Raw genomic sequence first — 12,648 nt, forward strand, 5'->3', positions numbered from 1 at the left:
AGCCTTCAGGCCCCCTTGGCCGCGGTGCGGACCAGGACGAGGCCGCCGTTCGGACCGGGGATAGCGCCCTTGATGAGCAGCAGTCCCTTCTCCGCGTCAACGGCGTGGACGGTCAGGTTCTGGGTGGTGACCCGCTCGTTGCCCATGCGGCCCGCCATGCGCATGCCCTTGAAGACACGGCCGGGGGTGGCGCAGCCACCGATGGAGCCCGGCGAGCGGTGCTTGCGCTGCACGCCGTGCCCGGCGCCGAGGCCCTTGAAGTTGTGACGCTTCATGACACCGGCGAAGCCCTTGCCCTTGCTCTTGCCGGTCACGTCGACCTTGACGCCTGCCTCGAACACCTCGGCGGTGATCTCCTGGCCGAGCGTGTACTCCGCGGCGTCCGCGGTGCGCAGCTCCACCAGGTGGCGGCGGGGGGTGACGTCGGCCTTCGCGAAGTGGCCCTTGAGGGGCTTGTTCACCTTGCGCGGGTCGATCTCGCCGAAGGCGAGCTGAACCGACTCGTAACCGTCGGCGTCGTTCGTACGGACCTGGGTCACAACGTTCGGACCGGCCTTGACGACAGTCACTGGGACGACACGGTTGTTCTCGTCCCAGACCTGGGTCATGCCGAGCTTCTCGCCCAGGATGCCCTTGATCTGCTTGGTCATCTTCTCCGCGCCTCTCAGAGCTTGATCTCGATGTCGACGCCGGCCGGAAGGTCCAGGCGCATCAACGAGTCAACGGTCTTGGGCGTCGGGTCGAGGATGTCGATCAGGCGCTTGTGCGTGCGCATCTCGAAGTGCTCGCGCGAGTCCTTGTACTTGTGCGGCGACTTGATGACGCAGTACACGTTCTTCTCAGTGGGCAGCGGCACCGGGCCCGCGACCTGCGCACCAGTACGCGTCACCGTCTCGACGATCTTCTTCGCCGAGGAGTCGATGACCTCGTGGTCGTAGGCCTTGAGCCGGATGCGGATCTTCTGTCCCGCCATGGCTACTCCGTAGTCCTTGTCTCTGTTTACGCTCTGACATCCGCTTCGCCGACCCACGCGGTCGGGCGTGTCGCGCCCCTTCCGCGAATTTCCGCATGCGGAAATCCCTCTTCAGGGGGTTGCGTGGGAGATAACACCCACCGGATGCCTGGTCGGAACCGCGCTCACGCTTCCCGGAAGATTCCCGTACGTCCGCCCCAGCGCTGCCCCGAGGGGCAGTTAAGGCGACGAGTACTGTGGGACTCGCTTCCGGTCCTCCCGACGGGAGGCGCGCAGCATCGGCGCTCGACCGAGCAACTTGGACAGTGTGCCATATGGGGCATGGCCGTGGCCAATCGGGCCGGAAAGCTTACCCCTCCGCGTTCGGCCGCCAAACCTGGGCTCGTTGAGGCGTGCGGCGGCGGCCCTCACAGCGAGTGGGTCGCGGTGATACGTCCTGTTCCGTCCGCTTGCACGTCGGCCGTGCCGTTGCCGCCGGTGACGGTCACCCGGATCACCACGGCCCTGGTCTTCGCGTCGCGGGCGATGTCGATCCTCCAGGAGCCGGCGCCCGCGCCCGTGACCCCGAGGTTGGTCCTGGCCTCCCTGACGAGTTCCGGCATCCGCTCGTACGGCAGGTCGGTCAGCACCACGGGCAGTTGGCCCGGTGCCCACTCGTCCGGCTTCGTGCCGCGGGCCGTCATACGGCGGTCGGTGACGCTGACGCTGACGGCGGTGGACACCCCGGCCTTGAGCAGCGCGTCGGAGGTGGCGCGCAACTGCCCTCCGACGAGGATCGAGGTGCTGACGTCGGCCGTGGTCACGCTCCGCGAGACGGTCGTGCTCGTGGCGCCGGAACCGCCGGAACGGCCGGAACCGCCGAAGGCGCCGGGGCTCGTCACGGACGAGGAGGGCTTCGCCGGGTCGTCCGTGAAGAGGTCGCCGCGGAAGACCAGGACGACGACCGCGGCACCGGCCAGCATGCCGAGGACGGCGATCGCGCACCAGGGGCCGGCCTTCTCCGGATCGCGGACCCGCGTGGACTCCGGCGCCGAGTCCAGCGACGCCCGCGCCGCCCGGCTCGCCCACTCCGCGTCCGGCTCGCTGACGATCGTGACGTCCCACGGCCTGTCGGGCCGGTACTCGACCACCACGATGCCGCGCACCGGGAAGTCGGGGAGGTCGACCAGATTCACCGGCCGGTGGACGTGGGCCCGGAACGCGGGCCGGTCCTCCGGCGCCACGGTCAGGTCGAAGGCCACCGGCACGTCCGCGTACTCCCCGCTGGTGGCGCGCCTGCTCTCGATCATGGCGACGGCCTTGACCCGCTCCACGACCGGCCGCCGCACCCGGCGCCGCGCGCTGAACGCGGCCGTGGTCAGGACCAGCAGCGCCAGGGCCGCGATGCCGCTGCCCCACACCGCGACCTTGCCGATGGTGCCGCCGACCACGATCGCCGCCACCCCGGCGCCGAACGCCCCGCCGACCAGCAGCCCGCGCAGCAGCGCCGCAGGGCCGTTCCCGCTGGCATGGGCGGTCTCCGTGGCATCCGTCATCGTCACGAGGGGTGATTCTGTCCTGAACGAACCACCGCAGGAAGACGTTCGGGTGTCGTACCGGTGACGACCGGGGGCGGGCCCGCGCCGCGCCCCCGGTCCCGTGCCGCCGGTGATCCCGGTGGGATCAGCGGGTCCGCGGGGTCACGGGGTCAGTGCGTGTAGAGGTACACGAAGCCGTTGGCCTGGGAGCAGAAGTAGTTGGGGCCCCAGAGCGCGACGCCTGCGGCGCCCGCCGCCTGGCACTGTTCCTGCGTGTAGTAGACGCCCGAGACGTGGAATTCGCCCGCGGCGCTGGCGGAGGTCGCGGCGCCGAGCGGGGCCAGGATCGCCACCGCGGCGGCGGCGAGCAGTCCGATGCGTTGTCTCACGTTCCAACTCCTTGAACAGGGTGATTCCCTGACAGACAGTCAGGGACCGTGCGGAGGTGGTGCGATTGCGCTCGCATGCTATCCGGGCGACCCGCTATAGGTCTATACCAATGCGGCGGTGCTGTGCCGACCGGCGGCCGGGCCGCCGCACCCGTCGTACTAAGGTCACGACGTATCCACCCACCTCGGCACGGAGGCCCCGCATGAAGGCGACCAAGGGTGCGGGCGCGCTCCTGCGACTGCGGAAGGTGAGCAGGACCTACGGGGAACGCAAGGCGCTGCTGCCGCTCGACCTGAGCCTGGCGCCGGGCCGCTGCACGGCCCTGTTCGGCCACAACGGCTCCGGCAAGTCCACCCTGCTGCGGATCGCCAGCGGCCGGGACGCGCCCACCTCGGGAGAGGCGCTGTTCGCGGGCCGCACCATGAGCGAGGACGACCCCGAGGTACGCGCCAGGGTCGCGGTCGTCGGCGACACCGTCGCCTGCTACCCGGACCTGACCGTCCGCGAGCACCTGGAGCTGGTCACCGTCGCGCACGCCGTGGACGACGCCGCCGCCTGGATCGACCAGGTGCTGGCCGACCGGCGGCTGTCCGACCACGCCAACGCCCTGCCGGGCTCGCTCTCCTCCGGCCAGATGCAGTCCCTGCTGCTGGCCGCCGCCCTCGTCCGCCCCCGCGACCTGCTCGTCCTCGACGAGCCCGAGCAGCGCCTCGACCCCGACGCCCGGCGCCGCCTGGCCGAACTCCTCGTCGCGGAGAAGGCCGACGGCGTCGCCGTACTGCTCGCCACCCACCAGCCCGACCTCGCCGAGGCCGTCGCCGACCGCATGATCGCCCTGGAGGACGGCCGTGTGATCGCCACCGGCGCGCCCGCCACGGTCCTGCGCGAGCTGGGGCTGCGCCCGTGACGGCCGCGTCGATCCCGCCGCAGGCGGACGGCCGGGACCCGGTGGACGACGGCGACGACTCCGGCGTCGCGACCGACATCGCGTCCGACCTCGGGGACCCGGACCCCGACGACGTCTGGAGCGAGGAGGACGACGACCGGACGGCCGAGACGCTGGCCTGGCTGAAGCGCAAGCGCCGGGCACACCGCAGGGAACAGGGCCGGGACCTGGCCGTCCTGCTGTACTCCGTGCTGCTCGGCGGCATCGGGTACGGCAGCGGGGTGGCCGTGCACTTCCTGCGGGAGCTGGAGAACGGCGCGGACTACAGCGGGGTCGGCCGGGACCTCCAGCGCGGGCTGCCCGCGCTGTTCACGACCCTGACCGTCGCCCTCGCGCTCTTCGCGGCGCGCGACGCGCTGTGGCGCGGCCCGGTCGTCGTGCCGGGCCCGACCGTGGGCTGGCTGCTGGCCCAGCCGGTACGGCGGGCGGCGGTGCTGCGCCCGTGGTTCCGGCTCTCCGCCGGGATCGCGCTGATCCCCGGCCTGCTGGTGGGGGTCGCGGGCGGCGTCGTACTGCGCGTCACCGGGCGCGCGGCGATCGGCCCCGCACTGCTCGGGGTGCTCCCGGCCGCGCTGTGCCTGCCGCTGCTCGCGGTCGCGCTCGGCATGGCCGTCGAGCGGCGGCCCCGGCTGATCCGGGCCGTCCAGCGGTGGACCGCGCCCGCCGTCCTGCTGCTGGGCGCGCTGACCGCCCAGACCGTCCTGGCCGCGACCGGCCACCGCTCGTCGGTCCTGGAGTGGATCGAGCTGTGGTCGGGGCCGTGGGGCTGGGCCGCGCAGCCGGTCGTACGGGCCACCGGCGGCTCGGTGCCCGGCTGGCCCGCCGCGGTCGTGCTGCTGGTGGCGCTCACCGCCGTCGCGACCGTCCGCGCGTACGGGGACGCGGCCCGCGTGCCGACCACGCAGCTCAGGGAGCGGGCGGCGACGGCCACCACCGTGTCCTCCGTGATGTGGTCGATGGAGCTGCGCGCCGCCAAGCTGGCGATCATGGAGGCGGGCGGCGCGTCCACCGCCCGCGGGCTGCGGCTGCGTCCGCCGCGCGGGCGGCTCGGCCGGCACTTCGTCGTCGAGTGGCGCGACCTGCTAGCGCTGCTGCGGGCCCCCGGGCGGCTCGGCAAGGCCGCCGTCTGGACCGCGTGCGGCGCCGCCACCGCGGGGCTCGGCGTGGACCTCGGCGGGGAGCGGCGGGTCGTCGGCCTCGTCCTCGGCCTGCTCTTCGGCTACATGGCGGTCGGCGCGCTCGCCGAGGCCGCGCGGCTGGAGACCGACGATGTGCGGCGGGCCGCCTGGGCGCCGTTCCGCTTCCGCACGCTGATGCTGCACCACGCCGTCGTGCCCGCCGTCCTCGGCGCGCTCCTCGGCCTGCTCGCCGCGGTCCCCTTCGCCGTGACCGGCACCCCCTCGGCGCTGCTGCTCATGCCCCTGTGCGCCCCGCCCTTCACCGCCGCCGCCCTCTTCTCCGCGTGCCGCGGCCCCGCCCGCACCCAGCTCCTCTTCCTCGGCGGCGGCTCCCCCGTCGGCGGGCCCGGCCCGCTGATCTTCCTCGCCTGGTACGCCGCCGGGCCCCTCGTCTCCGTCACCGCCCTCGCCCTCCTCCTCGACCCGCCCCTCGTCCACGGCCTCCACCCCGGCTCCGCCGCCCAGCTCCTCCTCCCCACCGCCCTCCTCACCGCCCTCCTTCTCCTCCTCACCACCCGCGCCGCCGACCGCCTCATCCGCCACTGACCCCTCCGGGGGTCCCCCAAAAAAGCCGGCGCCCTCGCGCAGGGCCAGGTCTTCAGGGGCGCGAGGAACTGCGCGCTCAGCCACGACGCTCCCGCACGTCACCACCCGCCCCAGCGGGGCAATCCGGTTGTCCCCGGACCACCGGGCCGGTGGGGGTTCCCCGCGCAGTTCCCCGCGCCCCTAACGGGGCCCACCCCCTTTCGCCCGAACGGCAAGCCGATCCTTCAAGGGGCGCGAGGAACTGCGCCACCAGCCACGACGCTCCCGCACCTCACCACCCGCCCCAACGGGGCAGACCGGTTGTCCCCGGACCACCGGGCCGGTGGGGGTTCCCCGCGCAGTTCCCCGCGCCCCTAACGGGGCCCACCCCCTTTCGCCCGAACGGCAAGCCGATCCTTCAAGGGGCGCGAGGAACTGCGCCACCAGCCACGACGCCCCCGCACCTCACCACCCGCCCCAGCCGGGCAGACCGGTTGTCCCCGGACCACCCGCCGGTGATGGGTTGCCCGCGCAGTTCCTCGCGCCCCTGACGGGGCGCACGGTCTTTCGCCCGGACGGCGATCCGATCCTTTAAGGGGCGCGGGGAACTGCGCGCTCAGCCACGACGCTCCCGCACCTCACCACCCGCCCCAGCGGGGCAGACCGGTTGTCCCCGGACCACCGGCCGGTGGGGGTTGCCCGCGACCCTGACGGGGCACCGTCCTGCGCGAGGTGTCGGCGGAGGAGGGAGGCAACCTGATCGCCGCGAAGCGGCTCTTAGCGGGCGTGAAGGACCACCACAGCCCAGACCACCCCTCCCGCCGCTCCCTGCTGACGGCAGCGGTGGCGACGGCGGGAGCGACGGCCGCGGCAGCGGCCCTGAGCGGCTGCACCTCCCAGGCCCAGGACACCGCCCCGCGCCGGCTCCCGGCCCCGGCGGACCCGCTGGCGACGCAGCCGTACCGCCCGCAGGGCGACCCGCTGGTGCTCCAGGTGATGGCGCACCCGGACGACGACCTGTTCTTCATGAACCCGGACACGCTGCACTCGCTCCAGGTGGGCACGCCCGTGGTGTCGGTGTACGTGACGGCGGGCGAGTCGACAGGCGTCAACCACGAACCGTTCGGCCCGCGCAGGCGCCACCGCAGGGACCAGGCCGCGTACTCCTCCTCCCGCCACCAGGGCCTGCGGCAGGCGTACGCGACGATGCTGGGGCTGCCGCACTTCACCCGGTGGACCACCGACGTGATCGACGTCGGCGGCGGTCTGCACGCGGAGGTGGACGAGCTGCGGCACGGCGCGATGCACGCGCGCCTGGTGTTCCTCCAGGTGTCGATGCACGAGCTGAGCTCCAGCGCGAGCCTGCCGATGATGTGGGAGGTGCCGGGCACCGTACTGTCGTACGTGGTGGCGCAGAACGCGCCCGCGCCCGCCAACGGCCGCGGCACGTACACCCACCAGAAGCTGGTCGACGTCCTGGCCGGGCTGATGGAACGTTTCCGCCCGACGGAGATCAGGACGCTCGACCCGGACCCCGACATCCAGGTGCACGACAAGCGGCATCCGGCCGCCAGTGAGCAGCCCGGCTTCTCCGACCACCGGGACCACACCGCGACGGCGCTGTTCACCTGGAAGGCGATGGCGCAGTGGGTGTCGGAGTCTGCGAACGGCCCCGGCCGGGCGGTGCCCGCCTTCAGCACCACCGCGTACCGCGGCTACTACAACCACCACTGGCCGTACAACCTGCCGCCCGCGACCGTGGCGCTCAAGGCGCGCTTCCTCTTCCAGTACGGCGGCAACCAGGCGTGGCGCTGCGGGAATCCGGGCGGCTGCGGTGACTACGGCCAGGGCGAGAACGAGCCGCTGGCCAACCCCAAGGGGTGGATCCGCTCGACGCACCGCCGCTATCCGGGGGCGCGCCGGATCGTGGTCGGCGGGGCCGCGTACGAAGTGCTCGGTACGCGGGCGGTGCGGCGCGAGGAGACCCGGCCGGGCAGCGGGGTCTGGGGGCCGCCCCAGGATCTCGGCGGCGGGACGCTGGCCCCGGCGCTGTCCTGTGTACGGACCCGCGACGGCGGCACCCTGCTGTTCGCGCTGCGCTTCGCCGTCCTGGAGGGGCACGGCGGGCCGAACACCCGCGACATCGTGATGTGGCGCGACGGGGGCTGGTCCTCGCTCGGCAGTCCCGAGACTCACCCGGACCGTACGCGCAGGACCGGTGCGCCGGTCGCCGTCGCGGCCCCTGACGGCACCGTGCACCTCTTCGCGCGCAACGCGGCCAAGGGGGTCAGCACCCGGGTGCTGACCGCCGGCGTCTGGAGCCCCTGGCGCGATCTCGGCGGCGCCGAGGTCCAGGACGGGCTGGCCGTCGTCACCGACCGCCGTGGCCGTATCCACGTCTTCGCCTCCGGCCACACCACCGTCCACCACTGGGCCCAGCCCAAGCCGGGCGGCGCCGTCGCCTACGCCCCCCTCCCGGCCCTCCCCGCCCCCGGCGGCCTCCCCTCCGCCGCCCTCACCCCCTCCGGCCCCCTGTCACTCCGCTACACCCTCCCCGCCACCCCCCGCGTCTTCCACCAGTCCCTCGCCCTCTAGGGCCGCGCCTGACGGGGCGCAACGCAAAGGTGCCCCGGATCGCGGGAAGCGATCCGGGGCACCCTCGTTGGCTCAGAGCGAGCCGCAAGCCACTACTTGTTGATCTTCGTGACCTGACCGGCACCCACCGTGCGCCCACCCTCACGGATGGCGAACTTCAGGCCCTCTTCCATGGCGATCGGCTGGATGAGCTGGACGCTCATGGCCGTGTTGTCGCCCGGCATGACCATCTCGGTGCCCTCGGGGAGGGTCACGACGCCGGTCACGTCCGTGGTGCGGAAGTAGAACTGCGGACGGTAGTTGTTGAAGAAGGGGGTGTGACGGCCACCCTCGTCCTTCGACAGGATGTAGGCCTGGGCCTCGAACTCGGTGTGCGGGGTGACCGAACCGGGCTTGATGATGACCTGGCCGCGCTCGACATCCTCGCGCTTGATGCCACGGAGGAGCAGACCGACGTTCTCACCGGCCTGGCCCTCGTCGAGCAGCTTGCGGAACATCTCGATGCCGGTGACCGTGGTGGTGGTCTTGTCCTGCTTGATGCCGATGATGTCAACGGTCTCGTTGACCTTCAGCACACCACGCTCGATGCGGCCGGTGACGACGGTGCCACGACCGGTGATCGTGAAGACGTCCTCGATCGGCATCAGGAACGGCTTGTCGACGTCACGCTCGGGGGTCGGGATCGCGGTGTCCACGGCCTCCATGAGGCCGAGGAGCTTCTCGCCCCACTCCTTGTCGCCCTCAAGCGCCTTGAGCGCGGAGACGCGCACGACCGGCAGGTCGTCGCCCGGGAACTCGTACTCGGAGAGCAGCTCACGGACCTCGAGCTCGACGAGCTCCAGGATCTCCTCGTCGTCCACCATGTCGGCCTTGTTCAGGGCGACGACGATGTACGGCACGCCGACCTGGCGGGCCAGGAGCACGTGCTCCTTGGTCTGCGGCATCGGGCCGTCGGTCGCGGCGACCACCAGGATGGCGCCGTCCATCTGCGCCGCACCGGTGATCATGTTCTTGATGTAGTCCGCGTGACCGGGGCAGTCGACGTGCGCGTAGTGACGCGACTCGGTCTGGTACTCGACGTGCGCGATCGAGATGGTGATACCGCGCTGGCGCTCCTCAGGAGCCTTGTCGATCTGGTCGAAGGCCGAGGCCTCGTTCAGGTTCGGGTACGCGTCGTGCAGCACCTTGGTGATCGCCGCGGTAAGGGTCGTCTTACCGTGGTCGATGTGACCGATGGTGCCGATGTTGACGTGCGGCTTAGTCCGCTCGAACTTCGCCTTCGCCACTGGGGTCCTCCTGGGGAGTGGATCTGTACGCCTTGCTTCATCGGCGCCAGGTGATCTTTGCTGGAATGCGGACTGCCGGGGCACCCGCCGCGCACCGTCCGGTACACACCTTCCGGTTTGCGGCGGATTGCCCCGAAGCCTGCTGTCAAGCCTAAAGGGTGAAACGCGCTGAGGATTTCAGGCGTTACTCGCCCTTGGCCTTCGCGATGATCTCCTCGGCGACGTTCCGCGGAACCTCGGCGTAGGAGTCGAACTGCATGGAGTAGCTGGCCCGGCCCGAGGTCTTGGACCGCAGGTCACCGACGTAGCCGAACATCTCCGACAGCGGAACCAGGCCCTTGACGACACGGGCGCCGCTGCGCTCCTCCATGGCCTGGATCTGGCCACGGCGGGAGTTGAGGTCGCCGATGACATCGCCCATGTAGTCCTCGGGCGTGGTGACCTCGACGGCCATCATCGGTTCGAGGAGCACGGGGCTCGCCTTGCGGGCACCCTCCTTGAACGCCTGCGAACCGGCGATCTTGAATGCCAGTTCGGAGGAGTCGACCTCGTGGTAGCCGCCGTCGATCAGGGTGACGCGGACGCCCACCATCTCGTAGCCGGCCAGGATGCCGAACTTCATGGCCTCCTGCGCACCGGCGTCCACCGACGGGATGTACTCGCGGGGGATGCGGCCACCGGTGACCTTGTTGACGAACTCGTAGGTCGCGTCGCCGCCTTCCAGCGGCTCCAGCATGATCTGCACCTTCGCGAACTGACCGGTACCACCGGTCTGCTTCTTGTGGGTGTAGTCAATGCGCTCGACCGTCTTGCGGATGGTCTCGCGGTACGCGACCTGCGGCTTGCCGACGTTGGCCTCGACCTTGAACTCGCGCCGCATACGGTCGACCAGCACCTCGAGGTGCAGTTCGCCCATACCGCCGATGATGGTCTGGCCGGTCTCCTCGTCCGAGTGGACCTGGAAGGAGGGGTCCTCCTCCGAGAGCCGCTGGATGGCGACACCCAGCTTCTCCTGGTCACCCTTGGACTTGGGCTCGATCGCGACCTGGATCACCGGCGCCGGGAAGTCCATGGACTCCAGGATCACCGGGCTCTTGTCGTCGCACAGCGTCTCACCGGTGGTGGTCTGCTTCAGGCCCATGACGGCGATGATGTCGCCCGCGCCCACCGACTCGATCTCCTCACGCTTGTTCGCGTGCATGCGGTAGATCTTGCCGATGCGCTCCTTCTTGCCCTTGACGGAGTTCAGCACAGCCGAACCCGCGTTCAGGCGGCCCGAGTAGACCCGGACGAAGGTGAGCTTGCCCAGGTGCGGGTCGCTCATGATCTTGAACGCGAGGCCGGAGAACGGCTCCTCGTCCGACGGCCGGCGCTTGATGATCTCGTCGGCGTTGCCGACGGCGTGGCCCTCGATGGCCTCGACGTCCAGCGGCGACGGGAGGTAGCGCACGACCGCGTCGAGCAGGGGCTGAACGCCCTTGTTCTTGAACGCGGTGCCGCAGAACACGGGGGTGACGGTGACGGAGTCCTTGGTCCCCTTGGAGGCCAGGGTGATCCGGCGGATGGCCGCGATCAACTGGTCCTGGTCGGGCTCCTGGCCCTCCAGGTACAGCTCCATCATGGCGTCGTCGTGCTCGGCGACGGCCTCGAGCAACTTGCCGCGCCACTCGTCGGCCGCTTCGACGTGGGTGTCCGGGATGTCGACGGTGTCGTACATCTCGCCCTTGGTCGCTTCCGCGGACCAGACCAGCGCCTTCATCTGGACGAGGTCGACCACGCCCTTGAAGTCGGCTTCCGCGCCGATCGGGAGCTGCATGACCAGCGGCACCGCGCCGAGGCGGTCCACGATCATGTCGACGCAGCGGTGGAACTCCGCGCCGGTGCGGTCGAGCTTGTTGACGAAGCAGATGCGGGGCACGCCGTAACGGTCGGCCTGACGCCACACCGTCTCGGACTGCGGCTCCACACCGGCGACACCGTCGAACACCGTGACGGCGCCGTCGAGGACGCGGAGCGAACGCTCCACCTCGACGGTGAAGTCGACGTGACCGGGGGTGTCGATGATGTTGATGGTGTGGTCGACATCATCGAGCGGCCAGTGACAGGTCGTCGCGGCCGACGTGATCGTGATGCCGCGCTCCTGCTCCTGCTCCATCCAGTCCATGGTGGCTGCGCCGTCGTGGACTTCACCGATCTTGTAGGAAACACCGGTGTAGAACAGGATCCGCTCGGTGGTCGTCGTCTTGCCCGCGTCGATGTGGGCCATGATCCCGATGTTGCGGACCCTGGCCAGGTCAAGCGAAGTGGTGGCCATGTGGCTCAGTCTTCTCTCGGTTTCGATGTGGGTGGTGACTACCAGCGGTAGTGCGCGAAGGCCTTGTTGGACTCGGCCATCTTGTGCGTGTCCTCGCGGCGCTTCACGGAAGCACCCAGGCCATTGCTGGCGTCGAGGATCTCGTTCATCAGACGCTCGGTCATCGTCTTCTCGCGACGGGCGCGGGAGTAACCGACGAGCCAGCGGAGCGCCAGCGTGTTCTGACGGCCCGGACGGACCTCGACCGGCACCTGGTAGGTCGCACCGCCGACGCGGCGGGACTTGACCTCAAGGGTCGGCTTGATGTTCTCCAGCGCGCGCTTCAGCGTGATGACCGGGTCGTTGCCCGACTTCTCACGAAGGCCCTCAAGGGCGCCGTACACGATGCGCTCAGCGGTGGAGCGCTTGCCGTGCAGGAGGATCTTGTTGACGAGCGACGTCACCAGCGGGGAGCCGTAAACCGGGTCGATGATGACCGGGCGCTTCGGGGCGGGGCCCTTACGAGGCATGCTTACTTCTCCTTCTTGGCGCCGTAGCGGCTACGAGCCTGCTTACGGTTCTTGACGCCCTGCGTGTCGAGGGAACCGCGGATGATCTTGTAACGAACACCCGGAAGGTCCTTCACACGACCGCCGCGCACGAGCACGATCGAGTGCTCCTGGAGGTTGTGGCCCTCACCCGGGATGTAAGCCGTGACCTCGATACCGCTGGTCAGCCGTACGCGCGCGACCTTGCGCAGCGCCGAGTTCGGCTTCTTCGGGGTGGTCGTGTACACACGCGTGCAAACGCCACGACGCTGCGGGGAACCCTTCAGCGCGGGCGTCTTGTTCTTCTCGACCTTGTCCTGCCGGCCCTTTCGGACCAACTGCTGGATCGTAGGCACCGTTTCTCCGGTTTCTGTGTGCCGATCTCGATAAATCTAAC

General features: G+C 70.5%; 11 protein-coding genes. 3 read left to right on the forward strand and 8 right to left on the reverse strand.

Going from position 1 to position 12,648, the window contains the following annotated elements:
• Positions 1–5 precede the first annotated feature (5 nt).
• The 4 genes from rplC to ABZX65_RS17960 all read right to left on the reverse strand — a co-directional run bounded on the left by rplC (position 6) and on the right by ABZX65_RS17960 (position 2,879).
• A complete protein-coding gene (rplC, locus tag ABZX65_RS17945) occupies positions 6–650 on the reverse strand; it encodes a 50S ribosomal protein L3 (protein ID WP_188284641.1) in 645 nt (214 codons plus the stop codon).
• Between the two features lie 14 nt (positions 651–664).
• Positions 665–973, reverse strand: a complete 309-nt coding sequence (rpsJ, locus tag ABZX65_RS17950) for a 30S ribosomal protein S10 (RefSeq protein WP_014144312.1) — start codon at positions 971–973, stop codon at positions 665–667.
• A 407-nt stretch (positions 974–1,380) separates the two neighbouring features.
• Entirely contained in the window at positions 1,381–2,514 is a 1,134-nt protein-coding gene (locus ABZX65_RS17955; protein WP_355340222.1) for a hypothetical protein, read from the reverse strand.
• Between the two features lie 146 nt (positions 2,515–2,660).
• Positions 2,661–2,879, reverse strand: coding sequence for a hypothetical protein (locus ABZX65_RS17960; protein ID WP_355340225.1), 219 nt, complete (start codon positions 2,877–2,879; stop codon positions 2,661–2,663).
• Between the two features lie 203 nt (positions 2,880–3,082).
• On the opposite strand from ABZX65_RS17960, the gene ABZX65_RS17965 reads away from it, so the two are divergent.
• From ABZX65_RS17965 to ABZX65_RS17975, 3 genes are all read left to right on the forward strand, one after another.
• Complete coding sequence (locus ABZX65_RS17965; protein ID WP_355340228.1) at positions 3,083–3,787, forward strand: ABC transporter ATP-binding protein; 705 nt, start codon at positions 3,083–3,085, stop codon at positions 3,785–3,787.
• Positions 3,784–5,550, forward strand: coding sequence for a hypothetical protein (locus ABZX65_RS17970; RefSeq protein WP_355340230.1), 1,767 nt, complete (start codon positions 3,784–3,786; stop codon positions 5,548–5,550). Before ABZX65_RS17965 ends, ABZX65_RS17970 begins: the two co-directional genes overlap by 4 nt.
• Positions 5,551–6,261: 711 nt before the next feature.
• Complete coding sequence (locus ABZX65_RS17975) at positions 6,262–8,124, forward strand: PIG-L family deacetylase (protein ID WP_355340233.1); 1,863 nt, start codon at positions 6,262–6,264, stop codon at positions 8,122–8,124.
• A 92-nt stretch (positions 8,125–8,216) separates the two neighbouring features.
• Here ABZX65_RS17975 and tuf read toward each other — a convergent pair whose 3' ends face one another.
• The 4 genes from tuf to rpsL all read right to left on the reverse strand — a co-directional run bounded on the left by tuf (position 8,217) and on the right by rpsL (position 12,607).
• Positions 8,217–9,410 carry an elongation factor Tu gene (tuf, locus tag ABZX65_RS17980; RefSeq protein ID WP_355340236.1) on the reverse strand — a complete coding sequence of 398 codons (1,194 nt, stop codon included), beginning with the start codon at positions 9,408–9,410 and terminating at the stop codon, positions 8,217–8,219.
• Between the two features lie 184 nt (positions 9,411–9,594).
• Positions 9,595–11,724: an elongation factor G gene (gene fusA / locus ABZX65_RS17985; protein WP_355340239.1), complete on the reverse strand. Its 2,130-nt coding sequence runs from the start codon at positions 11,722–11,724 to the stop codon at positions 9,595–9,597.
• 38 nt (positions 11,725–11,762) lie between these two features.
• Entirely contained in the window at positions 11,763–12,233 is a 471-nt protein-coding gene (gene rpsG, locus ABZX65_RS17990) for a 30S ribosomal protein S7 (RefSeq protein ID WP_093713199.1), read from the reverse strand.
• A 2-nt stretch (positions 12,234–12,235) separates the two neighbouring features.
• Positions 12,236–12,607 (reverse strand): 30S ribosomal protein S12, encoded by a 372-nt coding sequence (gene rpsL / locus ABZX65_RS17995; protein ID WP_014144289.1) that lies wholly within the window; start codon positions 12,605–12,607, stop codon positions 12,236–12,238.
• Positions 12,608–12,648 lie beyond the last annotated feature (41 nt).

Source organism: Streptomyces sp. NPDC003300 (assembly GCF_040610915.1).
Classification (GTDB): Bacteria; Actinomycetota; Actinomycetes; order Streptomycetales; family Streptomycetaceae; genus Actinacidiphila.

Excerpts from the sequence above, each read along its gene's own strand:
- rplC (WP_188284641.1), bottom strand. The coding sequence starts at position 650 with ATGACCAAGCAGATCAAGGGCATCCTGGGCGAGAAGCTCGGCATGACC.
- rpsJ (WP_014144312.1), bottom strand. The coding sequence starts at position 973 with ATGGCGGGACAGAAGATCCGCATCCGGCTCAAGGCCTACGACCACGAG.
- ABZX65_RS17965 (WP_355340228.1), top strand. The coding sequence starts at position 3,083 with ATGAAGGCGACCAAGGGTGCGGGCGCGCTCCTGCGACTGCGGAAGGTG.
- fusA (WP_355340239.1), bottom strand. The coding sequence starts at position 11,724 with ATGGCCACCACTTCGCTTGACCTGGCCAGGGTCCGCAACATCGGGATC.
- rpsG (WP_093713199.1), bottom strand. The coding sequence starts at position 12,233 with ATGCCTCGTAAGGGCCCCGCCCCGAAGCGCCCGGTCATCATCGACCCG.